Origin of the sequence: Streptomyces aurantiacus JA 4570, from assembly GCF_000414115.1 — a bacterium.
GTDB classification, from domain to species: Bacteria; Actinomycetota; Actinomycetes; order Streptomycetales; family Streptomycetaceae; genus Streptomyces; species Streptomyces aurantiacus_A.
On record NZ_AOPZ01000173.1, the window covers coordinates 1 to 23654 of the forward strand.

Annotated in this window: 24 protein-coding genes; 16 read left to right on the forward strand and 8 right to left on the reverse strand. The window is 71.3% G+C overall.

Annotated features, from left to right (window positions below):
• On the reverse strand, positions 1 to 454 hold a 454-nt coding region (locus tag STRAU_RS18015), incomplete at its 3' end, for a hypothetical protein (RefSeq protein WP_037660223.1).
• Between the two features lie 68 nt (positions 455 to 522).
• A complete protein-coding gene (locus STRAU_RS18020) occupies positions 523 to 1851 on the reverse strand; it encodes a DUF2252 domain-containing protein (RefSeq protein ID WP_016641780.1) in 1329 nt (442 codons plus the stop codon).
• A 171-nt stretch (positions 1852 to 2022) separates the two neighbouring features.
• On the opposite strand from STRAU_RS18020, the gene dnaE reads away from it, so the two are divergent.
• A complete protein-coding gene (gene dnaE / locus STRAU_RS18025; protein WP_037660215.1) occupies positions 2023 to 5562 on the forward strand; it encodes a DNA polymerase III subunit alpha in 3540 nt (1179 codons plus the stop codon).
• Positions 5563 to 5671: 109 nt separating this feature from the next.
• Here dnaE and STRAU_RS18030 read toward each other — a convergent pair whose 3' ends face one another.
• The gene (locus tag STRAU_RS18030; RefSeq protein ID WP_016641783.1) at positions 5672 to 5851 is read right to left on the reverse strand and encodes a hypothetical protein; all 180 of its coding nucleotides are present in this window, start codon (positions 5849 to 5851) and stop codon (positions 5672 to 5674) included.
• A 319-nt stretch (positions 5852 to 6170) separates the two neighbouring features.
• Here STRAU_RS18030 and STRAU_RS18035 point away from each other — a divergent pair, with 319 nt between their 5' ends.
• The 4 genes from STRAU_RS18035 (at position 6171) to STRAU_RS18050 (ending at position 10203) form a co-directional block, all read left to right on the forward strand.
• A complete protein-coding gene (locus STRAU_RS18035; protein WP_016641784.1) occupies positions 6171 to 7391 on the forward strand; it encodes an NYN domain-containing protein in 1221 nt (406 codons plus the stop codon).
• 93 nt (positions 7392 to 7484) lie between these two features.
• Positions 7485 to 8522, forward strand: a complete 1038-nt coding sequence (locus STRAU_RS18040) for an ABC transporter ATP-binding protein (RefSeq protein WP_078621308.1) — start codon at positions 7485 to 7487, stop codon at positions 8520 to 8522.
• A gap of 138 nt (positions 8523 to 8660) precedes the next feature.
• On the forward strand, positions 8661 to 9482 hold the full coding sequence (locus tag STRAU_RS18045) for an ABC transporter permease (RefSeq protein ID WP_016641786.1): 822 nt from the start codon (positions 8661 to 8663) through the stop codon (positions 9480 to 9482).
• A gap of 55 nt (positions 9483 to 9537) precedes the next feature.
• Complete coding sequence (locus STRAU_RS18050) at positions 9538 to 10203, forward strand: hypothetical protein (protein ID WP_016641787.1); 666 nt, start codon at positions 9538 to 9540, stop codon at positions 10201 to 10203.
• Positions 10204 to 10489: 286 nt separating this feature from the next.
• Here STRAU_RS18050 and ybaK read toward each other — a convergent pair whose 3' ends face one another.
• The 4 genes from ybaK to STRAU_RS18070 all read right to left on the reverse strand — a co-directional run bounded on the left by ybaK (position 10490) and on the right by STRAU_RS18070 (position 14505).
• Positions 10490 to 10990, reverse strand: coding sequence for a Cys-tRNA(Pro) deacylase (gene ybaK, locus STRAU_RS18055; protein WP_016641788.1), 501 nt, complete (start codon positions 10988 to 10990; stop codon positions 10490 to 10492).
• Between the two features lie 37 nt (positions 10991 to 11027).
• The gene (locus tag STRAU_RS18060; protein ID WP_016641790.1) at positions 11028 to 11768 is read right to left on the reverse strand and encodes an LON peptidase substrate-binding domain-containing protein; all 741 of its coding nucleotides are present in this window, start codon (positions 11766 to 11768) and stop codon (positions 11028 to 11030) included.
• An 11-nt stretch (positions 11769 to 11779) separates the two neighbouring features.
• Entirely contained in the window at positions 11780 to 12793 is a 1014-nt protein-coding gene (locus STRAU_RS18065) for a hypothetical protein (protein WP_016641789.1), read from the reverse strand.
• A 197-nt stretch (positions 12794 to 12990) separates the two neighbouring features.
• The gene (locus STRAU_RS18070) at positions 12991 to 14505 is read right to left on the reverse strand and encodes an oxidoreductase (RefSeq protein WP_397892136.1); all 1515 of its coding nucleotides are present in this window, start codon (positions 14503 to 14505) and stop codon (positions 12991 to 12993) included.
• A 257-nt stretch (positions 14506 to 14762) separates the two neighbouring features.
• Between STRAU_RS18070 and hisD the strand changes: the two genes are divergently transcribed.
• The 9 genes from hisD to STRAU_RS18115 all read left to right on the forward strand — a co-directional run bounded on the left by hisD (position 14763) and on the right by STRAU_RS18115 (position 20758).
• Positions 14763 to 16094, forward strand: a complete 1332-nt coding sequence (hisD, locus tag STRAU_RS18075) for a histidinol dehydrogenase (RefSeq protein WP_016641792.1) — start codon at positions 14763 to 14765, stop codon at positions 16092 to 16094.
• Positions 16091 to 17203 (forward strand): histidinol-phosphate transaminase, encoded by a 1113-nt coding sequence (locus STRAU_RS18080; protein WP_016641793.1) that lies wholly within the window; start codon positions 16091 to 16093, stop codon positions 17201 to 17203. The genes hisD and STRAU_RS18080 overlap by 4 nt, the downstream gene beginning before the upstream one ends.
• The gene (gene hisB, locus STRAU_RS18085) at positions 17200 to 17793 is read left to right on the forward strand and encodes an imidazoleglycerol-phosphate dehydratase HisB (protein WP_016641794.1); all 594 of its coding nucleotides are present in this window, start codon (positions 17200 to 17202) and stop codon (positions 17791 to 17793) included. The genes STRAU_RS18080 and hisB overlap by 4 nt, the downstream gene beginning before the upstream one ends.
• A gap of 3 nt (positions 17794 to 17796) precedes the next feature.
• On the forward strand, positions 17797 to 17961 hold the full coding sequence (locus STRAU_RS43005; RefSeq protein WP_016641795.1) for a hypothetical protein: 165 nt from the start codon (positions 17797 to 17799) through the stop codon (positions 17959 to 17961).
• Positions 17952 to 18599: an imidazole glycerol phosphate synthase subunit HisH gene (gene hisH, locus STRAU_RS18095; RefSeq protein ID WP_037660220.1), complete on the forward strand. Its 648-nt coding sequence runs from the start codon at positions 17952 to 17954 to the stop codon at positions 18597 to 18599. Before STRAU_RS43005 ends, hisH begins: the two co-directional genes overlap by 10 nt.
• Positions 18596 to 19321: a bifunctional 1-(5-phosphoribosyl)-5-((5-phosphoribosylamino)methylideneamino)imidazole-4-carboxamide isomerase/phosphoribosylanthranilate isomerase PriA gene (gene priA, locus STRAU_RS18100; protein ID WP_016641797.1), complete on the forward strand. Its 726-nt coding sequence runs from the start codon at positions 18596 to 18598 to the stop codon at positions 19319 to 19321. The genes hisH and priA overlap by 4 nt, the downstream gene beginning before the upstream one ends.
• Positions 19318 to 19713, forward strand: coding sequence for a Rid family hydrolase (locus STRAU_RS18105; RefSeq protein ID WP_016641798.1), 396 nt, complete (start codon positions 19318 to 19320; stop codon positions 19711 to 19713). Before priA ends, STRAU_RS18105 begins: the two co-directional genes overlap by 4 nt.
• Complete coding sequence (hisF, locus tag STRAU_RS18110; protein ID WP_016641799.1) at positions 19710 to 20465, forward strand: imidazole glycerol phosphate synthase subunit HisF; 756 nt, start codon at positions 19710 to 19712, stop codon at positions 20463 to 20465. Before STRAU_RS18105 ends, hisF begins: the two co-directional genes overlap by 4 nt.
• 104 nt (positions 20466 to 20569) lie before the next feature.
• Positions 20570 to 20758, forward strand: coding sequence for an antitoxin (locus STRAU_RS18115; RefSeq protein WP_037660221.1), 189 nt, complete (start codon positions 20570 to 20572; stop codon positions 20756 to 20758).
• A 168-nt stretch (positions 20759 to 20926) separates the two neighbouring features.
• Here STRAU_RS18115 and STRAU_RS18120 read toward each other — a convergent pair whose 3' ends face one another.
• Positions 20927 to 21562, reverse strand: coding sequence for a TIGR03085 family metal-binding protein (locus STRAU_RS18120; protein ID WP_016641801.1), 636 nt, complete (start codon positions 21560 to 21562; stop codon positions 20927 to 20929).
• An 82-nt stretch (positions 21563 to 21644) separates the two neighbouring features.
• On the opposite strand from STRAU_RS18120, the gene hisI reads away from it, so the two are divergent.
• Together hisI and STRAU_RS18130 are read left to right on the forward strand one after the other, a co-directional pair.
• Positions 21645 to 22028: a phosphoribosyl-AMP cyclohydrolase gene (gene hisI / locus STRAU_RS18125; RefSeq protein ID WP_016641802.1), complete on the forward strand. Its 384-nt coding sequence runs from the start codon at positions 21645 to 21647 to the stop codon at positions 22026 to 22028.
• 11 nt (positions 22029 to 22039) lie between these two features.
• Positions 22040 to 23548, forward strand: coding sequence for an anthranilate synthase component I (locus STRAU_RS18130; protein ID WP_016641803.1), 1509 nt, complete (start codon positions 22040 to 22042; stop codon positions 23546 to 23548).
• Positions 23549 to 23654: the final 106 nt, after the last annotated feature.

Genomic DNA, 23654 nt, shown 5'->3' on the forward strand with positions numbered 1-23654 from the left:
GCCAGACGCCGACGTGCGCGCCGAGCAGCAGCCAGGCCGTGGCCGGGCCGCCGTCGGCGAGCAGCGCGGCGGCGCCGTGACCCTCGCCGCCCGCCATCCGGGCCAGCGGGGAGCCGACGCTGCCGCCCCCGCACAGCACGTCGACGCCGAAGGACCGCAGCGGGCCCGTGACGGGGCCGCCCGCCTGGCCGTAGCAGACGTGCTGGCCCGAGGTGAAGACGGTGTCGGCGGCCAGCTCCAGGGGGATCAGGAGCGCGGCGATGCGGCCGAACCCGCGCTCGCGCCCCGCCAGCGCGTAGGCGACGGCATAGACGACGGCCGTGACGGCGAGGCAGGTCGTGAGCGGCAGCGGGGCACCGGACAGCAGAATGTGCGACGCGGCGGACAGCATCACGACGAGCGCCGTGAACAGTGCCGCGCGCACCACTCTGATCTGGGTCCCGGATATGTCCATCGCGCAAGCGAGTGTGCCACGAGCCGTCATAAGAGACCCCTAAAGGGTCCCTGTGAATCCCCTGACCGTCACAGGCCCGGGATCCGGCCGTTGCGGAAGAGGTCGACGAAGATCTGGTGGTCCGCGCGGGCCCGCGCGCCGTAGCCGTGTGCGAAGTCGATCAGGAGGTCGGCGAAGCCGCCCTCGTCGGCCGCGATGGCGGCGTCGATGGCCCGCTCCGTGGAGAACGGCACCAGGTCGGAGTGCCCGGACTCGTCGTCCGCGGCCGAGTGCATCGTCGCCGTGGCCCGGCCCAGGTCGGCCACCACCGCGGAGATCTCCTCCACGTCGTCGATGTCCGACCAGTCCAGGTCCACCGCGTACGGCGAGACCTCGGCGACGAGCTGGCCGGCGCCGTCCAGCTCGGTCCAGCCGAGCCACGGGTCCGCGTGCGCCTGCAGGGCGCGCTGCGAGATGACCGTGCGGTGGCCCTCGTGCTGGAAGTACCCGCGGATCGCGGGGTCCGTGATGTGCCGGGAGACGGCCGGGGTCTGGGCCTGCTTCAGATAGATCACGACGTCGTTCTCCAACGCGTCGCTGTTGCCCTCCAGGAGGATGTTGTACGAGGGCAGGCCCGCCGAGCCGATCCCGATGCCGCGGCGGCCCACGACGTCCTTCACCCGGTAGGAATCAGGGCGGGACAGGGAGGACTCCGGGAGCGTCTCCAGATAGCCGTCGAAGGCGGCGAGGACCTTGTACCTCGTGGCCGCGTCCAGCTCGATGGAGCCGCCGTCCGGGGCGAAGCGGCGCTCGAAGTCACGGATCTCCGTCATCGACTCCAGGAGCCCGAAGCGGGTCAGCGAGCGGGCGGCGCGCAGCGCGCCCAGGAGCGGGCCCTGGGCCGTGTCCAGCGTGAACGGCGGGACCTCGTCGCTCTTCGCGCCCGTCGCCAGGTCGTGGATCCGCTCGCGGTACGCCGTGGCGTACGTGCGCACCAGGTGGGTGATCTGCTCGTCGCTGAGCGCCTTCGTGTACCCGATCAGGGCCAGCGAGGCGGCCAGGCGCTTGAGGTCCCAGGTGAAGGGGCCCACGTACGCCTCGTCGAAGTCGTTGACGTTGAAGATCAGGCGGCCCTGGGAGTCCATGTACGTGCCGAAGTTCTCCGCGTGCAGGTCGCCGTGGATCCACACCCGGCCGGTGCGGTCGTCCACGTACGCACTGTCGTGCCGCTCGCGCGCCAGGTCGTGGTAGAAGAGGCCGGCCGTGCCGCGGTAGAACGCGAAGGCCGAGGCCGCCATCTTCCGGAACTTCACCCGGAACGCGGCGGGGTCGGCGGCGAGCAGCTCACCGAACGCGGTGTCGAAGACGGCGAGGATCTCCTCGCCGCGCTGCTCGGCGGTGGGCTGCGGGACCGACATCGCGGGGTGCCTCCTGGTGCATGACATGGGACGGTCTTCCGTCCCCTTCTCCAACGGACGACCGTACTGCCGAGTGCCCGGTCGATGTCAGTGAGCCGGACTAGACTTCCACGCTGTCCCCCCAGACTGCCCGCAGCCTGTCGCCCAGTGTTCTCGTTGGAGGCCCCAGCCGTGTCGAAGCCGCCGTTCACGCACCTGCACGTCCACACCCAGTACTCGCTGCTGGACGGTGCCGCGCGGCTGAAGGACATGTTCAAGGCGTGCAATGAGATGGGCATGACGCACATCGCGATGTCGGACCACGGCAACCTGCACGGGGCGTACGACTTCTTCCACTCGGCGCAGAAGGCGGGCGTGACGCCGATCATCGGGATCGAGGCGTATGTGGCGCCGGAGTCGCGGCGCAACAAGCGGAAGATCCAGTGGGGTCAGCCGCACCAGAAGCGGGACGACGTGTCCGGTTCGGGTGGTTATACGCACAAGACGATCTGGGCGGCGAACAAGACGGGTCTGCACAATCTGTTCCGGCTGTCCTCGGACGCGTACGCGGAGGGCTGGCTGCAGAAGTGGCCGCGGATGGACAAGGAGACGATCTCCCAGTGGTCGGAGGGGCTGATCGCCTCGACGGGATGTCCGTCGGGTGAGCTGCAGACGCGGTTGCGTCTGGGGCAGTTCGACGAGGCGGTGAAGGCGGCCGCGGAGTACCAGGACATTTTCGGCAAGGACCGGTATTTCCTGGAGTTGATGGATCACGGCATCGACATCGAGCGGCGGGTGCGTGAGGACCTGCTGCGGGTGGGCAAGAAGCTGGGGATTCCGCCGCTGGTGACCAATGACTCGCATTACACGTACGCGCATGAGGCGACGGCGCACGACGCCCTGCTGTGCATTCAGACGGGCAAGAACCTGTCGGATCCGGACCGTTTCCGGTTCGACGGGACGGGTTATTACCTGAAGTCGACGGATGAGATGTACGCGATCGACTCCTCGGACGCGTGGCAGGAGGGGTGCGCGAACACGCTGTTGGTGGCGGAGCAGATCGACACCACCGGCATGTTCGAGAAGCGCGACCTCATGCCGAAGTTCGAGATCCCCGAAGGCTTCACCGAGGTCACCTGGTTCCAGGAAGAGGTCCGGGTCGGCATGAACCGCCGCTTCCCGGGCGGCGTCCCCGAGGACCGGCAGAAGCAGGCCGAGTACGAGATGGACGTCATCATCCAGATGGGGTTCCCGGGCTACTTCCTCGTGGTTGCCGACTTCATCATGTGGGCCAAGAACAACGGCATCGCCGTGGGCCCCGGCCGAGGCTCCGCGGCCGGTTCGATCGTCGCCTACGCGATGGGCATCACCGACCTCGACCCCATCGAGCACGGCCTGATCTTCGAGCGGTTCCTGAACCCCGAGCGTGTCTCGATGCCCGATGTCGACATCGACTTCGACGAGCGCAGGCGCGTGGAAGTGATCCGGTATGTGACCGAGAAGTACGGCGCCGACAAGGTCGCCATGATCGGTACGTACGGCAAGATCAAGGCGAAGAACGCCATCAAGGACTCCGCGCGCGTCCTCGGCTACCCGTACGCGATGGGTGACCGCCTCACCAAGGCCATGCCCGCCGACGTCCTCGGCAAGGGCATCGACCTCGACGGCATCACCAACCCCGAACACCCCCGCTACAGCGAGGCGGGCGAGATCCGGGGGATGTACGAGAACGAGCCGGACGTGAAGAAGGTCATCGACACCGCCAAGGGCGTCGAGGGCCTGGTGCGGCAGATGGGCGTGCACGCGGCCGGCGTGATCATGTCCAGCGAGCCGATCGTGGACCACGCCCCGATCTGGGTGCGGCACACCGACGGCGTGACGATCACGCAGTGGGACTATCCGCAGTGCGAGTCGCTCGGCCTCCTGAAGATGGACTTCCTGGGCCTGCGCAACCTCACGATCATGGACGACGCCGTCAAGATGGTGAGGGCCAACAAGGGCGTCGACCTGGAGATGCTCGACCTCCCGCTCGACGACCCCAAGACCTTCGAACTGCTCTGCCGCGGTGACACGCTCGGCGTCTTCCAGTTCGACGGCGGCCCGATGCGCTCGCTGCTCCGCCAGATGCAGCCCGACAACTTCGAGGACATTTCCGCCGTCTCGGCCCTGTACCGGCCGGGCCCGATGGGCATGAACTCGCACATCAACTACGCGGAGCGCAAGAACGGCCGCCAGGAGATCACCCCGATCCACCCGGAGCTGGAGGAGCCGCTCAAGGAGACGCTGGGTCTGACCTACGGCCTGATCGTGTACCAGGAGCAGGTGCAGAAGGCCGCCCAGATCATCGCCGGGTATTCGCTCGGCGAGGCCGACATTCTCCGCCGCGTGATGGGCAAGAAGAAGCCCGAGGAGCTGGAGAAGAACTTCGTCCTCTTCCAGGCCGGCGCCCGCAAGAAGGGCTTCTCCGACGAGGCGATCCAGGCCCTGTGGGACGTCCTGGTGCCCTTCGCCGGATACGCCTTCAACAAGGCGCACTCCTCCGCGTACGGCCTCGTCACCTACTGGACCGCGTATCTGAAGGCGAATTACCCGGCCGAGTACATGGCGGCGCTGCTGACGTCGGTGAAGGACGACAAGGACAAGTCGGCGGTGTATCTGAACGAGTGCCGCCGTATGGGCATCAAGGTGCTGCCGCCGAATGTGAACGAGTCGGTGCACAACTTCGCCGCGCAGGGCGACGATGTGATCCTGTTCGGCCTCGAGGCGGTGCGCAACGTCGGCACGAACGTGGTGGAGTCGATCATCCGCTCGCGCAAGGCGAAGGGGAAGTTCGCCTCCTTCCCCGACTACCTGGACAAGGTGGAGGCCGCCGCGTGCAACAAGCGCACTACGGAGTCGCTGATCAAGGCGGGCGCTTTCGACACCATGGGGCACACCCGTAAGGGTCTGACCGCTCAGTACGAGCCGATGATCGACAATGTGGTGGCGGTCAAGCGCAAGGAGGCCGAGGGGCAGTTCGACCTGTTCGGCGGGATGGGTGAGGACGACTCCAGTGAGCCGGGGTTCGGCCTGGACGTGGAGTTCACCACCGATGAGTGGGACAAGACGTATCTGCTGGCCCAGGAGCGGGAGATGCTGGGTCTGTATGTGTCCGACCATCCGTTGTTCGGGCTTGAGCATGTGCTCTCCGACAAGGCGGACGCGGGGATCGGGCAGCTGACCGGCGGGGACTTCTCCGACGGTGCGGTGGTGACGATCGGCGGGATCATCTCCGGGCTGCAGCGCAAGATGACCAAGCAGGGCAACGCGTGGGCGATCGCGACGGTGGAGGATCTGGCCGGGTCGATCGAGTGCATGTTCTTCCCGGCGACGTATCAGCTGGTGTCCACGCAACTGGTCGAGGACGCGGTGGTGTTCGTCAAGGGACGCCTCGACAAGCGTGAGGACGTCCCCCGCCTCGTCGCCATGGAGATGCAGGTCCCCGACCTGTCGAACGCCGGCACCAACGCGCCCGTCCTGATCACCATCCCGACCGTGAAGGTCAGCCCGCCGATGGTCACCCGCCTCGGCGAGATCCTCAGCCACCACAAGGGCAACAGCGAGGTCCGCATCAAGCTCCAGGGCGCCCGGAAGACCACGGTGCTCCGGCTCGACCGGCACCGCGTGAAGCCCGACCCGGCGCTCTTCGGCGACCTGAAGGTGCTGCTCGGCCCGTCCTGCCTGGCGGGCTGACCCTCCGGATCACGGCTTCTGGATCACGGCTGCTGGATCACTGGACGGCCGAGGGGCGCACCCGGATCGGGTGCGCCCCTCATATGTGCCTGTGCGGTCGTCAGTTGCGTCAGTTGTGGCCGAAGCGACGCTGGTGCTTACGGGCAACATCCGCCGGGCTGCCCTGGGCCTGCGACTGCATGGCCTGCTGGGCCTCGGCCGCGGCCGACTTCGCCTCCTCCGAGGCGCGCTCGGCCTGCGAGGCACGGTTCTCCTGGGCGGCCTGCTTGCGGTTCTTGTTCTTGGCCATGGTGATCTTCCTCCTGGGGGTGATCGGGGGGCCAGGACGCGACCAGACTCACATAGGTTGACAATCAGCGCATTTCGGATAATTACCGTGCGTAATAAGGGCTGTCGATGGGTACAGAGCGGATACGCCACGCCGAAGATCGAGTTCGGGCCGTTAACCTCCCCGAGGTCGGGCAGACTCGAAGGAAACCCGAAGTAACCTCCAGGATCCTCCAGGAACCTCTGGATCTCCCGATCCGCTGAATCTCCTGATCCCCGCCCGGGATCTGTGGGACCTTCGGGCACCTTCAGGAATCTTCCAGGGAAAGAGGGTGGATCGCGTGGACCGCTGCATCGTCCTGGTGGACGCCGGGTATCTGCTGGGAGCCGCCGCGAGCCTCCTCGCGGGAGAGCCCTCCCGGTCCAGGATCACCGTCGATCACACCGCCCTCATCCAGGGCCTGCGCGAGCGCGCCGAGTCCGACACGGAGCGCCCCCTGCTGCGGATCTACTGGTTCGACGGCGCCCCCGACCGCGTACCCCAGCCGGAGCACAGAAGGCTCCGCGTGATGCCGCGTGTCACCGTCCGCCTGGGCGCCCTGACCCGCAGCGACGGGCGCTGGGCGCAGAAGGGCGTGGACGCGGCGATGCACGCCGAGCTGACCGAGCTCGCCCGCAACCGCGCCTGCTCCGACGTCGTGCTCGTCACCGGTGACGGCGATCTGCTGCCCGGCATGATGGCCGCCAAGGAACACGGCGTCGCCGTCCACCTGTGGGCCGTGCAGGCCGCCGACGGGGACTACAACCAGTCGGAGGACCTGGTCGCCGAGGCCGACGAGCGGCGCGTCCTGGACCGCACCTGGATCACCAAGGCCGTCCGCGCCAAGGAACTGACCGGCGTCTGCGCCCCGCCGCCCGCCCCGCGCCCCGAGATCGCCGCGATCCTCTCCGCACCGCTGCCCGAGTCCGCCCTCGCCACCGGCGCCGAGCAGCCCCGCCCCGCCCCCGCCCCGCACCCCGCCACGGCCGCCCGAGGCCAGGAGAACGGGGAGCGGATTCCGGCCACCAAGGGCGTCCCCACCCCCAAGGACCTCGCCGCTCTGCGCGGCCCCGGCGCCCAGCCCGTCAAGGAGGCGCCCAACGCGACCCTGCGCTGGTCGTCCGACAAGGGCTGGGTCGACCGCCCCGGCACCCCCGCCGAATCCGCCGAGGCCGCCGCGCTGCCCACGCTCGCCCAGCTCACCACGGCCGAGCAGCGCTGGGCCGACCGCGAGGAGGACATCACCACCGTCGGCGGCGACCCGTACGAGGTCGGCCAGGTCTTCGCCCGCCGCTGGATGGCGCGCCTGCCCGAGCACCACAACCTGCAGAAGCTTTCCACGATGTACCCGCGCATCCCGCACCGCGTCGACGGCGAACTGCTGCGGTACGCGGCCCGGTTCGGGCTGCTCGCCCACAAGGACGACCAGATCGACGAGCACGACCGGTACGCGATCCGGGCGGGATTCTGGCGCGAGATCGACGTCCGCACCGCCGCCGAGCACGCTCCCGCGGGGGAATGAGGTGGGGCCGACGCCCCATTTCGGCGCGGCGAGGGGGCGCGAGGGCCGCCCCGCGCGCCATACCGGACATCGGACCCCGTACCCTCGTCCTTCGTGAGTACGCGCGCGGCACAGGCAGTCCGACAGGGGCTCCGGCAGGGGCACGGCAGCGATGCCGTCTGCGTCGTGCGTGACCTGGTCAAGGTCTATCCGGCCGCCCGGGGCAGGCGCGGCAGGCCCGCGACCCCCGAGGTCAGGGCCAGCGACGGCCTCGGCATCGAGGTCGGCCGGGGCGAGATCTTCGGCCTCCTCGGGCCCAACGGCGCCGGCAAGTCCACTCTCGTACGCCAGCTCACCGGCCTGATGCGGCCCGACAGCGGCAGCGTCCAGGTCCTCGGGCACGACATCGTGCGCCACCCGGAGCGGGCCGCCCGGCTGCTCGCCTATCTGGGGCAGGAGTCCACGGCCCTCGACGAGCTGACCGTCTCCCTCGCTGTCGAGACGACCGCGCGCCTGCGCGGGCTCGACACCGCCAGCGCGCGGGCCGAGCGCGACGACGTCCTGGAGGAGCTGGGGCTCACCGCCCTCGCCTCGCGCCCCCTGAAGAAGCTCTCCGGCGGCCAGCGCCGGCTCGCCTGCTTCGCCACCGCGCTGGTGGGGGAGCGGCGCCTGCTCGTGCTCGACGAGCCGACCACCGGCATGGACCCGGTGGCGCGGCGCGCCGTGTGGGGCGCCGTCGACCGGCGCCGGGCCGAGCGCGGCACCACCGTCCTGCTGGTCACCCACAACGTCATCGAGGCCGAGACCGTGCTCGACCGCGTCGCCGTGCTCGACCACGGCCGGGTCATCGCCTGCGACACGCCCTCCGGGCTGAAGGAACAGGTCGCCGGGGAGGTCCGGGTGGAGCTCGTCTGGCGCGAGCGGGCGCCCGTGGACGTGCCGGAGGTCGCCGCGCTGCGGTCGTCGGCCGTCGAGTCCGGGCGCAAGTGGACGCTGCGGCTCGCGCCCGAGGAGGCGCGGGCGGCCGTCGCGGCGGTCACCGGCGGGGGCGCCTTCGCCGCGTTGGACGACTTCACGCTGGCCACGCCCAGCCTGGAGGACGTGTATCTCGCCCTGGGCGGGCGGGGCGGGGACGGGCTGGTGAAGGCGTGAGTCCGGAGTGCGTGAGCCCTGTGGGCGCGAGCCGCGTGGACGTGGGCCGCGTGGACGTCGGCCGCGTGGCCGCGAGCCGGGTTGAGGGGCGCCCGTGAGGCGTGGTGTTGTCAGGCCAGTCGGCAGGAAGGTTGTCCGTTGAGTGCCGTTCCCCTGGAAGCCGTCGTGCGCGCCGAGGACGGTGCCGCGCCGGTGCCGGACGTCGCGGCTCCGCTCGGGGCGCGGGCGCGGCTCCTGCCGGCCCTGGGCGCCGTCTACCGGGCGCAGCTCTCGCGCGCCCGCGTCGCGCGCATCCCGCTGCTCTTCGTCGCCACCTTCCAGTCCGTCGGGATCATGATCCTGATGCGGGGCGTGGTGGACGGCGGCGGGGAGGCCCATGCCGTCGTGGCCGGGTCGTCCGTGCTCGTGGTCGCGTTCGTGGCGCTCAACCTGCTCGCCCAGTACTTCGGCCAGCTCCGCGGCGACGGCGGCCTCGACCACTACGCCACCCTGCCCGTGCCGCCCGCCGCCGTCGTTCTCGGCGCCGCGGGCGCGTACGCCTCCTTCACGGTGCCCGGCACCATCGTCACGGCCGTCGTCGGCTGCGGGCTCTTCGGCCTGCCACTGACCCACCTGTGGGTGCTCGCCGCGGTGATCCCGCTCTCCGGTGCCGCGCTCGCCGGGCTCGGCGCCGCCCTCGGCCTGCTCGCGCCGCGGCCCGAACTCGCCACCCTGCTCGGGCAGATGGGCATGTCCGCTGCGCTGCTCCTCGGCGTGCTCCCGGCCGACCGGATGCCCGGATTCCTGCAGTACGCGCGCGATCTGCTGCCCTCCACGTACGGCGTGGAGGCGCTCGCCCGGACGTTCGGGCCCGACCCCGACTGGGCTGCCGTGCTGCTCGACCTCGCGGTCTGCGCGGGCGTCGGCGTCGTGTCGCTGGCCGTCGCCACCTGGGCGTACCGGCGGGCCGCCGTCCGCTGACGCCGATCCGCCGTCCGGTGGGGCGCGTCTCAGGTTCAGCTGGCACCATGTGTGCGTGACCGCACCGCTTACTCCCTCCCAACCGCCGCACGACCAGTCCGGGCAGAACCCCTGGCAGGAGCCCGCGAAGCCCTCGGGGCCCGCACCCGAGACCGCGCAGGAGGAGGGCGGGTCCACCATGAGAACCGAGGTGCGGGACGCCGTGGTGATCACGGTCGCGGTGGCGGTCAGCGGGGTGCTGCTCGGGCTGCTGTGGCTGTGGCTGGCGCCGCGGGTGCCGCTGATCGCCGACCGGACGACGGTCTACCTCAAGGACACCGAGGGCGAGCAGGCCATCGGGGTCGACGGAACGTTCACTCTGCTGGGGCTCGCGTTCGGGTTCGTCACCGCGCTCGTGGTGTTCCTCGTGCGGCGCCGGGGTGGGATTCCGCTGGTCGTCGGGCTCGGGGTGGGATCGTTGCTCGGCGCCGTGCTCGCCTGGCGGGTGGGGGTGTGGGTCGGGCCCGAGACGGATGTCGCTGCGCATGCCAAGGCCGTGGGGCGCGGGGTCGTCTTCGACGCGCCCATGGAGTTGACGGCCAAGGGTGTGCTGCTTGCGTGGCCCGTTGCCGCGATGGTCGTTCACCTTGCGCTGACGGGGCTCTTCGGGCCCCGGGATCCGGAGCCGTTCTCGTCGTACGACGAGGGGTTCCGGGATCCGTACGGGGCGCCGGAGCGGTAGCCGGCCGGGGGGCCTTCGGGGTTTTCCCCGCCGTGTCCAACAGCGCGCTCCGCGCGCGGGCGCCCCTTCCCGTAACCAGGGGGCTTCCGCCCCCTGGGTCCCCCTTATCGGCCTTCGGCCTCGTCCTCAAACGCCGGACGGGCTGAGATGGTGCCGGACGGGCTGAGACTGTTACGCCGGGCGCCTTCCGTGGTTGGCCTTGCGCTTTCTTACCCGCCACTTCCGCTTGCGTGTTTTCTTCGACATGGGTGTGGTCCTAGTCGAGGACCGGGTGCCCGTCGAGGGGTCATTCACGTCCGATCGGGGCGAGCACCGCGGTGGTGAGGGACGCCAGGTCGGCGGGGGCCAGTTCGACCTCCAGGCCGCGGCGGCCCGCCGAGACGCAGATCGTGGGGTGTGCGGAGGCCGAGTCGTCCAGGACCGTGCGGAGCTTCTTGCGCTGGCCGAGGGGTGAGATTCCGCCGCGTACATAGCCCGTGGTGCGCTCCGCCGCCGCCGGGTCCGCCATCGTCGCGCGCTTGCCGCCGACCGCCGTGGCCAGGGCCTTCAGGTTCAGGGTGCCCGCCACCGGGACCACGGCCACGGTCAGTTCGCCGTCGACGTCGGCGACCAGGGTCTTGAAGACGCGGTCGGGGGAGACGCCCATCGCCTCCGCGGCCTCCTGGCCGTAGGAGGGATGGGCGGGGTCGTGGTCGTAGGAGTGGACCGTGAAGGGGGCGCCTGCCGCGGTCAGGGCCACGGTTGCCGGGGTGCCGCCCGCCTGGGGCTTCTTCTGCTTCTTCGCCATGGTGCCCGTCGCTTCCCGCTTCGTACGTCTACGTACGTCAGTTGAGGCTCGTCGTGCCGCGCGTCAGTTCCGTCGCGGGCAACGACGGCAGGTTACGGATGATCGCGGTCTCGGTGCGCAGCAATTTCAGTTCCTCGCGCAGCCGGGACGCGGTGTCCGGGGCTTCGAGCAGGTCCTGCTTGGTGGGGGTGTCGAGCACGGCCGCCGCCGCGACCAGGTACGACACCACCGACGGCTCGTCGGGGAGCTCCGCGCTGGTCGACAAGGAGCGCTCCCGCGCGCCCGCGAGCCGCTTCTGGTACGAGCGGAAGGCCCGCAGCACGCCCTCGGCGAGGGCGCCCGCCTCGTCGCCCGGCTGCTCCTCCAGCGGTTCGAGCTCGGCGGTCAGGAAGGGCCCGGAGGCGTCCACCGAGCGCAGCCGCACCCGGGTCGTGCCGGTGGCGAGGACCTCGAAGCCGCCGTCCTCGCGCTCCCGGATGGTCGCCGCGTCCGCGACGCAGCCCACCTCGTGGAACGCCTTCAGCGGGTCGTCGCCGAAGCCCGCGGCGGGCCCCTGCTCGGGCTGCGCCGTCTGGTCGGGCAGCCCGGGCGCGCTCGGCGCGACCTCCCGGCCGTCACGGATCGCCACGACCGCGAACTGCCGCTGCTCCTCGTCGGGAACCTTCAGGAGTTCGCGCATCATGGCGCGATAGCGCTCCTCGAAGACGTTCAGGGGCAGCACGAGCCCCGGGAACAGCACCGAGTTGAGCGGGAAGAGCGGAAGCCGGACGGTCGTCACGATCCGAAAGCCTAACGGCCGCCGGACCCCGGACCGTCCGCCCGCGCGCTCCGGCCGCGCAGCGGGGTGCGCGCCGCGACCTCTATCCGCACCCCGTCCCTCAGCTCCAGGAACTGCCCGAGCGGGTCGTCGGACAGCCGGTCCCAGGGGAACGACGTCGCGTGCGGGCCGATCAGGCGGAGCTGGTCGAGGGCGTCGTGCCAGCGCTCCAGGCGGATCAGGACGTACATGAGGAGGTTGCGGACCTCGGCCGGCCAGGGGTCGGCGGCGGCGTACTCGCCGGACAGGGCGATCGCCAGATCGGCGGCCCGGTCCAGGCGCTCGCGCGGCAGATTCCCGGCGGCGCTCGTCAGATACGCGAACGCCGCGCGCACCGGCAGTGCCTGTATCAGCGACCCGGGCAGCGCGTCCGCCGCCGCCCGCTCCGCGAAGTGGAAGCACTCGGCGTGCGAGCCGTACCAGTTCGCCGAGAGGTACATCAGCGCCGAGGCGTGGCAGCCGTAGTGGTACGAGGAGCGGCGCACCGCCTGTGCCCACAGCTCCTCGAACTCGGTGTACGAGGCGTGCGTGCCGCGGGCGTGGTCGAGCGCGATGCGCCACGGCACCGGGTCGCGCGGGTCGGCGTCGGCGGCCGCCGTGAGCAGCGGGCTCACCTCGCGCAGGAGCTCCGCGCGCGCGGGCGACTCCCAGCCGCGTACGACGGCCAGCTCGGCCTTGAGCAGCAGGGCGTCCGGGTCGTGCGGGGCGGCGGACAGCCAGTCGTCGAACCACTCGGAGCGGGAGCGGGCGAACGCGGCGAGGCGGGTGGTGTACCGGTCGCGGTTCTCCCACTCGGCGGCCTCGCGGGTGGTGGCGAGCAGCTTGGCGGCCGGGCCGTACTCGCCGCGGCCCGCGGCGACCAGGGCCGGGCCCAGGCGGTCGTCCGGGACGTCGAGCAGGACCTCGTCGTCGGGGATGAGGCCGGCTGCGAGCCGCGGGGTGTGCCGGACCATGCGGGCGGTCCGTACGAGGGCACGCAGCAGCATGGTGCTCCCCCCTCACGCGTGGACGGTCTCTTGCCCGGCGGTTGTTTTCCTGCGGTCGTTGTGTCTTGACGGGCGAGCCGAGGGGATGGTTGCCCGCCGCCAGGTAACGGTTCCGCAGCTTATGGGGCTTCGCCCCTCTCCCCCTGTCGGCCTTCGGCCTCGGCCTTCGGCCTCGTCCTCAAACGCCGGACGGGCTCTCAGCTCCTGCGCAGCAGGCGTGTCGCGCCCGCCGCCACCGTCGTTGCCAGGATCCAGCCGAGCAGGATCAGGGCCGCCGCCAGCCACTGCCAGCCGCCGCGGAGTTGCCAGTAGCTGTCCTGGCCCAGGTTGATGACGGGCAGGAGCAGGTCGAGGGCGAAGAGGGAGGGGTTCCAGTTGGGGTGTTCGCCCGGTTTGAGCGGGGGGTGGTCGGCGCGGGAGAAGGCGATCGCGCTCGCCGCCCACAGGACCGCCATCCACAGCGCGGCCCGCCCCGGCCGGTAGCCGTACGCGACCGTCCAGTCCTGGGCGTACCCCCACAGCTTGGCCGCCGGGGGCAGCGTCTCGCGGCGGCGGCGCTGCTTGGCGAGCAGCACTTCGCGGGCGTCGGCGTCCTCGCCGCCGTTGCGCAGGACGGTGGCGAGCTTCTCGTAGGGCTCGGGGTTGTACTCGGCGGTGGCGGCGGCCACCCACTGGAGGCGCCGGGAGAGCGGGAAGCTGCCCTGCGGGATGAGGTTCTCGTACGTGAAGCCGCCCATCTGCAGGCTGCCGGGCCCCGGCCAGCTCGCCGCCTTGTCCATCAGGTTGACCACCCGGGCGCCGGACAGCACGATCTTGCCGCGCCCCGGGGCCTCGGAGAGGAAGCGCAGCTCGGGCGTCTGGACGCGGCGCAGCGACACCTCCTGGTCGTTCTGCAGCGTGAACCGGGCCTGGCCGAAATCCACCGCGTCGCCGAAGCGCCCGTCGTCGAGCCGGATGCCGCCCTCGCACTCGAAGCGCTGCACCCGCGTCCCGCGCGCGGGCGTCGTGCCGCTGGTCTGCGGGGGATTGCCGACGCCTGCCGGGGTCAGATAGAGGGTGCGCTCGACGGTGAGCTGGGGCGCGTTCAGGGCGCGGCGGCCGTACGGATTGGCCAGGCGGCTGCCGCGCAGGCTCAGGCTGACGCCGATCTTCGCGCCGCGCAGGCTCAGCTCGCCGTGCGACTCCAGCATCTCGGCCTGGAGGTCCTGGCCGACCGTCATGCCGTCGCCCATGATCGAGCGGCCGCGCCGGTCGCGGTACACCACGGCCTGGTTGAGCAGCAGGTCCGTGCCGATGTGGGCGTCCGTGAGCCGCATGCCGTTGTGGACGCGGCAGCGCGGCAGGTGCAGGTCGCCCTCGGTGTGCAGGCGGGCGCCCTCCAGGCGCGGGATCGAGCAGTCGACCATGCGCAGCGTGGTGAAGCGCGCCTCCGGGAGCAGCACCTCCTTCTCGAAGCGGCAGCCCTTCAGCTCCGTGTACGGCACCACCACGCCGCCCGCCAGGTCCAGCACATCGGTGATCTGCACCCCGGCCAGCTTCAGCGACGACACCCGCCCGGCAAGGGCGGGCGGACCGTCGAGCAGCAGCCAGCACACGATGCGGGCCCGGACGCTGCGCTCCGGCCCCCAGGGGTGGCCGCCGTGCGGGTCGTCCACCGCCGCGTCCCCCGACCTCAGGTCGTAGACACTGCCGTTGCGGAACGCCTGCCACATGCCGATCTCCGCCGCGGTCAGCCCGTCCGGCGGGTCCCCGATGCCGGTGTCGTCGACCACTGCTGACTTCCTCCCGTGCCGTCCGCGGCGTACGTGCCTCGTACACCTGTTCATGCCCGCTCCGTGACCGCCTGAACGCTAGTGGTGAACGTGGTCTTCCGTTAATTCGGGGGGCGGGCCGCCGGGGCGCGGGCGGCTTGTATCAGCCATTGATACGGGCGACCGGGCGCCGGTGGCGGTCTGCGAGAATTGGCCATGTGATCTCTCGAATCGATCTGCGCGGCGACGCCCTCCCCGAGGGCCCCGCTCTGCGCGCCCTGCTGCCCCGTGCCGACTTCGACGTCGCGGCCGCCCTGGAGAAGGTGCGGCCCATCTGCGAAGACGTGCATCATCGCGGCGACGCGGCGCTGATCGAGTACGCGGAGAAGTTCGACGGCGTGAAGCTGGAGCAGGTCCGGGTGCCCGCCGCCGCCCTCGCCGAGGCCCTTCAGTGGCTCGACCCGGACGTCCGCGCGGCCCTGGAGGAGTCCATCCGCCGCGCCCGCGCCGTCCACCGCGCCCAGCGCCGCGCCCCGCACACCACTCAGGTCGTGCCCGGCGGCTCGGTCACCGAGAAGTGGGTGCCGGTCGAGCGCGTCGGTCTGTACGCGCCGGGCGGGCGCTCCGTCTACCCGTCCTCCGTGATCATGAACGCCGTGCCCGCGCAGGAGGCCGGCGTCGCCTCCATGGCGCTTGCCTCGCCGCCCCAGGCCGACTGCGGTGCCTTCAGTGGACTGCCGCACCCGACGATCCTCGCGGCCTGCGCGCTGCTCGGCATCGACGAGGTGTACGCGGTCGGCGGTGCCCAGGCCGTCGCGATGTTCGCGTACGGCACCGAGGCGTGCGCGCCCGCCAACATGGTCACGGGCCCCGGCAACATCTGGGTCGCCGCCGCCAAGCGGTACTTCACGGGCCGCATCGGCATCGACACCGAGGCCGGGCCGACGGAGATCGCGATCCTCGCGGACGACACCGCCGACCCGGTGCACGTCGCCTCCGACCTGATCAGCCAGGCCGAGCACGACCCGCTGGCCGCCGCCGTCCTCGTCACGGACTCCGCCGAGCTCGCGGACGCCGTCGCCAAGGAGCTGCGGCCGCAGGTCGCCGCCACCAAGCACGTCGAGGACCGGATCGCCCCGGCCCTCGCGGGCAGGCAGTCCGCGATCGTCCTCGTCGACGGCCTGGACGAGGGCCTGCGGGTGGTGGACGCGTACGGCGCCGAGCACCTGGAGATCCAGACCCGCGACGCCGCGGCCCTCGCCGACCGCGTCAAGAACGCGGGCGCGATCTTCGTCGGCCCCTGGGCCCCGGTCTCCCTCGGCGACTACTGCGCGGGCTCCAACCACGTGCTGCCGACGGGCGGTTGCGCGTGCCACTCGTCCGGCCTGTCCGTGCAGTCGTTCCTGCGCGGCATCCACATCGTGGACTACACCCGCGAGGCCCTGGCCGATGTCGCGCACCACGTGGTGACGCTGGCCGAGGCGGAGGACCTGCCCGCGCACGGTGCCGCCGTGAAGGCAAGGTTCGGATGGAAGGTGCCGGGCCAGTGAGCGACCTCAGGATCGACGACCTTCCCGTACGGGACGAGCTGCGCGGCAAGTCCCCTTACGGTGCGCCCCAGTTGGACGTCCCCGTCCGCTTGAACACCAACGAGAACCCCTACCCGCTGCCCGAGGCACTGGTCGAGCGCATCGCCGAGCGCGTGCGCGAGGCCGCCCGGCACCTCAACCGCTACCCCGACCGGGACGCGGTGGAGCTGCGCACGCGGCTCGCCGAGTATCTGACGCGGACCGGCGGCCACGAGGTCACGCTCACCAACGTGTGGGCGGCGAACGGCTCGAACGAGGTCATCCAGCAGTTGCTGCAGACCTTCGGCGGGCCCGGCCGCACGGCCATCGGCTTCGAACCCTCGTACTCGATGCACGGCCTGATCGCGCGCGGCACCGGCACCGGCTGGATCTCCGGGCCGCGCAACGACGACTTCACGATCGACCCCGAAGCGGCCGCCAGGGCCATCGCCGAGAACGCCCCGGACGTCGTCTTCATCACCACCCCCAACAACCCCACGGGCAACGCGGTCTCGGCCGAGACGGTCGTCGCCCTGTACGACGCCGCGCAGGCGGCGAAGCCGTCCATCGTGGTCGTCGACGAGGCGTATGTGGAATTCAGCCACGGCGCGTCGCTCCTGCCGTTGTTGGCGGGCCGCCCGCACCTCGTCGTCTCCCGCACCATGTCGAAGGCTTTCGGCGCGGCCGGGCTGCGCCTCGGCTATCTCGCCGCGCACCCGGCGGTCGTCGACGCCGTGCAGCTCGTCCGCCTGCCGTACCACCTGTCGGCCGTCACGCAGGCCACCGCGCTCGCCGCCCTGGAGCACACGGACACGCTCCTCGGCTATGTGAGCCGGCTCAAGGCCGAGCGCGACCGCCTCGTCGACGAACTGCGCGCGATCGGCTTCGACGTCACCGAGTCGGACGCCAACTTCGTGCAGTTCGGCCGGTTCGCCGACGCTCACGAGGCGTGGCGGAAGATCCTCGACCGGGGCGTCCTGGTCCGGGACAACGGAGTACCGGGCTGGCTGCGGGTCACCGCGGGAACCCCCGCCGAAAACGACGCGTTCCTCGATGCGGTACGCGCACTCAAGAAGGAGCAGTTGGCATGAGCCGCGTAGGCAGAGTCGAGCGGACCACCAAGGAGACCTCGGTGCTCGTCGAGATCGACCTCGACGGCACCGGCAAGGTCGATGTGTCGACCGGCGTCGGTTTCTACGACCACATGCTCGACCAGCTGGGCCGGCACGGCCTGTTCGACCTCACCGTCAAGACCGACGGCGACCTGCACATCGACTCGCACCACACCATCGAGGACACCGCGCTCGCCCTCGGCGCCGCCTTCAAGCAGGCCCTCGGCGACAAGGTCGGCATCTACCGCTTCGGCAACTGCACCGTCCCGCTGGACGAGTCCCTCGCCCAGGTCACCGTCGACCTCTCCGGCCGCCCGTATCTGGTGCACACCGAGCCGGAGAACATGGCGCCGATGATCGGCGAGTACGACACGACGATGACCCGGCACATCTTCGAGTCCTTCGTCGCCCAGGCGCAGATCGCCCTGCACATCCACGTGCCGTACGGCCGCAACGCCCACCACATCGTGGAGTGCCAGTTCAAGGCCCTCGCCCGGGCCCTGCGGTACGCCAGCGAGCGGGACCCGCGCGCGGCCGGCATCCTCCCCTCCACGAAGGGCGCCCTCTAAGCCATGAGCGGTACCTCCACCCTGCTGTTCTTCGTCGGTCTGTTCCTGCTCGGCGGCGTCTACTCCTTCGTCAAGCAGAAGCAGTCCAGGAGCCTCATCACGCTTCTCTCCATCGGCGCCGCCATGTGCCTGATCGCGGGCGTCGTCCGCCTGGAGGTGTGGAATTGACCTCCGCCAAGAGAGTCGTCGTCTTCGACTACGGCTTCGGGAACGTCCGTTCCGCCGAGCGTGCCCTCGCGCGCGCGGGCGCCGACGTCGAGATCACGCGTGACTACGACAAGGCCATGAACGCCGACGGCCTGCTGGTCCCCGGTGTCGGCGCCTTCGCCGCCTGCATGAAGGGCCTCACCGAGGCGCGCGGCGACTGGATCGTCGGCCGCCGGCTCTCCGGCGGCCGCCCGGTGATGGGCATCTGCGTCGGCATGCAGATCCTCTTCGCGCGCGGCATCGAGCACGGCGTCGAGACCGAGGGCCTGGACGAGTGGCCCGGCACGGTCGAGCCCCTGAAGGCCGAGATAGTCCCGCACATGGGCTGGAACACGGTCACGGCCCCGTCGGACTCCGAGCTGTTCAAGGGCCTCGGCGCGGACGAGCGCTACTACTTCGTGCATTCGTACGCGGTCCACGACTGGTCCCTGGAGGTCGCGAACCCCGTGATGCGCGCCCCCAAGGTCACCTGGTCCACGCACGGCGAGCCGTTCGTCGCCGCCGTCGAGAACGGCGCCCTGTGGGCCACCCAGTTCCACCCCGAGAAGTCCGGCGACGCCGGCGCCCAGCTCCTCACCAACTGGATCGGAACCCTGTGAGCACCCTCGAACTCCTCCCCGCCGTCGACGTCCGCGACGGCCAGGCCGTGCGCCTCGTCCACGGCGAGTCCGGCTCGGAGACCTCCTACGGCTCCCCGCTGGAGGCCGCCCTGGCCTGGCAGCGGTCGGGCGCCGAGTGGCTGCACCTGGTCGACCTGGACGCCGCGTTCGGCACGGGCGACAACCGGGAGCTGATCGCCGAGGTGGCCGGGGCCATGGACATCAAGGTCGAGCTGTCCGGCGGCATCCGCGACGACGCCTCGCTCGCCGCCGCCCTCGCCACCGGCTGCACCCGCGTCAACCTCGGCACCGCCGCCCTGGAGACCCCCGAGTGGGTCGCCAAGGTCATCGCCGAGCACGGCGACAAGATCGCGGTCGGCCTCGACGTGCGCGGCACCACCCTGCGCGGCCGCGGCTGGACCCGCGACGGCGGTGACCTCTACGAAACCCTGGAGCGCCTGAACGCCGAGGGCTGCGCGCGCTACGTGGTCACCGACATCGCCAAGGACGGCACGCTCCAGGGCCCGAACCTGGAGCTGCTCCGCAACGTGTGCGCGGCGACGGACCGCCCGGTGGTCGCCTCCGGCGGCGTCTCGTCCCTGGACGACCTGCGCGCCATCGCGGGCCTCGTGCCGCAGGGCGTGGAGGGCGCGATCGTCGGCAAGGCGCTGTACGCGAAGGCGTTCACCCTGGAAGCGGCGCTTGAGGCAGTGCGGTCATGAGCGGCGTACGACGCGTACAGAGCGGCAGCCCCTGGGAGGAGGCGTTCGGCTTCGCCCGCGCGGTCGAGGCCGGCGACCGGGTCGTGGTCGGCGGCACCACCTCCTTCAAGGGGCCGGTCCTGTACGGCGAGGGCGATCCCTACGAACAGACGCGGGTCGCCATCGCCAACGCGCTTGCGGCGATCGCCGAGTTCGGGCTCGGCCCCGAGTCCGTGACCGCCGTGCGGCTGCTCATCACCCACGCGCGGGACGTCGACGCGGTGGGCCGTGCGCACAAGGAGGTCTTCGACTCCGTGCGCCCGGTGATGACCATGGTGGTCGTCTCCGGCTTCGTCGACTCGCGCATCCTGGTCGAAGTGGAACTGGAAGCCTTCCGAGGAGCCACCTCATGACGCTGGCCGTACGGGTCATTCCCTGCCTGGACGTGGACAACGGCCGGGTCGTCAAGGGGGTCAACTTCCAGAACCTGCGCGACGCGGGCGACCCCGTCGAGATGGCCAAGGTGTACGACGCCGAGGGCGCCGACGAGCTGACGTTCCTGGACATCACCGCGTCCTCCGGCGACCGCGAGACGACGTACGACGTGGTCCGCCGCACCGCCGAGCAGGTGTTCATCCCGCTCACGGTCGGCGGCGGCGTCCGGACGCCCGAGGACGTCGACAAGCTGCTGCGGGCGGGCGCGGACAAGGTCGGCGTGAACACCGCGGCCATCGCCCGCCCCGACCTGATCCGTGAGATCGCCGAGCGCTTCGGCCGCCAGGTCCTGGTCCTCTCGGTCGACGCCCGCCGCACTGCCTCCGGCTCCTTCGAGGTCACCACCCACGGCGGCCGTCGCTCCGCCGGGATCGACGCCGTCGAGTGGGCGCACCGCGCCGCCGAGCTGGGCGCGGGCGAGATCCTGCTGAACTCGATGGACGCCGACGGCACGAAGGACGGCTACGACATCGAGATGATCGAGGCCGTCCGCAAGCACGTCACGGTGCCGGTCATCGCGTCGGGCGGCGCCGGCCGCCTCGACCACTTCCCGCCGGCCGTCACGGCGGGCGCGGACGCCGTCCTCGCCGCCTCCGTGTTCCACTTCGGCGACCTGCGCATCGGCGAGGTCAAGGAGACGCTGCGGAGGGCGGGGCATCCTGTGCGGTAGCTCCGCGCTGCCGGGCTGGCGCGGTGACCGCGGGTTTCTGGGGATGCGGGCTGCGTGGTCGGCGCCCATGCTGGAGGTGACCGACGAAAGCGAGGAGGTCGGCTATGTCTGTGATGGACAAGCTGAAGCAGATGCTCAAGGGTCACGAGGACAAGGCCGGGCAGGGCATCGACAAGGCCGGTGACTTTGTCGACGACAAGACCCAGGGCAAGTACAGCGGCCAGGTGGACTCGGCCCAGGACAAGCTCAAGGACCAGCTTGGCCGCGACCAGGACCAGCCGCCCCAGTCGTGAGACCGCGGCCACCCGTCGAGGCCGAACAGCGGCCTTGACTCCCGCTGCCACGCCGCCGCACAGGTGAGACGGCCTCGGCAGGCGCTCACCGCTCCTGCAGAGGCCGTCCCGCGTGAATCCGTCCCGCGTGAGGCCGTCGCGCGGGCCTGCCGGAGGCCGAGCGGCCCGTCAGAGCCCCAGCTGCTTCGCCTCGTGCAGCCGCGCGACCGCGTCCTTGTCGCCCGCCAGCTCCACGTCCGCCGCCTCCTGGCGGCCGAAGACGAACATCAGCAGCTCGGACGGCTCGCCCGTCACCGTGACGACCGGGGTGCCGCGGTGCGCCACCGCCGTCTGCCCGTCCGGGCGGCGCAGCACCAGGCCGACCGGCGCCTTGCGGCCGACGACCCGGGCCATCCGCTCGAGCCGGGACCACAGGGCGTCGGCGAAGACCAGGTCGAGCTCGCGCGGCGTCCAGTCGGGCTGGGCGCGGCGCACGTCCTCGGCGTGGACGTAGAACTCCACGGCGTTCGACGCCTCGTCGACCTGCTTCAGGTTGAAGGGCGAGAACCTCGGCGGTCCCGTACGGAGGAGCTGGATCAACTCCTCGTACGGCTTCGCGGCGAACTCGGCCTGCACCCGCTCCAGGCGCCCGGCGAGCTGCTTGATCAGAATTCCGCCCGCGGCGTCCGCGCGCCGCTCGCGCACCACCACGTGGGCCGCGAGGTCGCGGGCGTTCCACCCGTCGCAGAGGGTCGGCGCGTCCGGACCGACCGCTTCCAACAGATCGGCGAGGAGAAGCCGTTCACGCTTCGCATGGGTCGACATGGGAGCCAGCCTACGACCGGGCGCCCGGTCCGGACAGTGGACGTCCGCCGGGCGCGCCCCGCGCGGGCGGCACAATGGGCTCATGACCGCATCGCCCCAGCCCAGCAGCCTCGACCCGCAGATCGCCGCCCGCCTCAGGCGCAGCGCCGACGGCCTGGTCCCCGCCATCGCCCAGCAGTACGACACCGGCGAGGTGCTGATGCTCGGCTGGATGGACGACGAGGCGCTGCACCGCACCCTGACGACGGGCCGCTGCACCTACTGGTCGCGCAGCAGGCAGTCGTACTGGGTGAAGGGCGACACGTCCGGTCACTTCCAGTACGTGAAGTCCGTGGCCCTCGACTGCGACGCGGACACCGTCCTCGTCCAGGTCGACCAGGTCGGCGCGGCCTGCCACACGGGCACCCGCACCTGCTTCGACTCCGACGTCCTTCCGGTGACCGACGCCCCGGCACCGGGTCAGTAGGGTCTGCTCCCATGGATCTCGAGACCTTCCGCAAGCTCGCGACCGACCGCCGAGTGATCCCCGTCAGCCGCAGGCTCCTCGCGGACGGCGACACCCCGGTCGGGCTCTACCGCAAGCTCGCCGCCGAACGCCCCGGCACGTTCCTCCTGGAGTCCGCGGAGAACGGCCGGTCGTGGTCCCGGTACTCCTTCGTCGGCGTACGCAGCGCCGCCACCCTCACCACCCGCGACGGCGAGGCCCACTGGCTCGGCACCCCGCCCGTCGGCGTCCCCGCCACCGGCGACCCCCTGGAAGCCCTGCGCGCCACCGTCGACACCCTGCACACCCCGCGCGACCTCGCCGGCGCCGAGGGCCTGCCCCCCTTCACCGGCGGCCTGGTCGGCTACCTCGGCTACGACATTGTGCGCCGCCTGGAGAAGATCGGCCCGGGGGAGCGCGACGACCTGCAGCTCCCCGAGCTGACCATGCTGCTCACCAGCGACCTCGCCGTCCTGGACCACTGGGACGGCTCGGTCCTGCTCATCGCCAACGCCATCAACCACAACGACCTCGACACCGGCGTCGACGAGGCGTACGCGGACGCCGTCGCCCGCCTCGACGCCATGCAGGCCGACCTCTCCCGGCCCGTCGCCCAGCCCCCGGCCGCGCTCCCGCCGTCCGAACTGCCCGAGTACACCGCGCTGTGGGGCGGCGAGCAGTACCAGGACGCCGTCGAGGACATCAAGGAACGCATCCGCGCGGGCGAGGCATTCCAGGTCGTGCCGTCGCAGCGCTTCGAAACTCCGTGCGGGGCAAGCGCGTTGGACGTCTACCGCGTGCTGCGGGCCACCAACCCGTCGCCGTACATGTACCTGTTCCGCTTCGACGGTTTCGATGTCGTCGGGTCCTCGCCGGAGGCCCTGGTAAAGGTCGAGGACGGGCGGGCCATGGTGCACCCCATCGCCGGCACCCGCCCGCGCGGCGCCACCCCGCAGGAGGACCAGGCGCTCGCCGACGAACTCCTCGCCGACCCCAAGGAGCGCGCCGAGCACCTGATGCTCGTCGACCTGGGCCGCAACGACCTCGGCCGGGTCTGCGAGCCCGGCTCCGTCGAGGTCGTGGACTTCATGTCCATCGAGAAGTACTCGCACGTCATGCACATCGTCTCGACGGTCACCGGCCGCGTCGCCGACGGCCGCACCGCCTTCGACGTGCTCACCGCCTGCTTCCCCGCGGGCACCCTCTCCGGCGCCCCCAAGCCCCGCGCCATGCAGATCATCGACGAACTGGAGCCGTCCCGGCGCGGTCTGTACGGCGGCTGCGTCGGCTACCTCGACTTCGCCGGCGACTCCGACACCGCCATCGCCATCCGCACCGCGCTGCTGCGCGACGGCACGGCGTACGTGCAGGCCGGGGCCGGTGTCGTCGCCGACTCCGACCCCGTCGCCGAGGACACCGAGTGCCGCAACAAGGCCGCCGCCGTGCTGCGCGCCATCCACACCGCGAACCGGCTGCACGCCACCGCGAGCCGTGAGGGATAGTGGACGGGTGACTTCTGCAGTGCCAACGCCCCGAACCGACGGCGCGTCGCCTCGTACCGACGAGGCGCCGCAGGTGGCCGCCGACCCCGCCCCGCGCGGCGGCAGG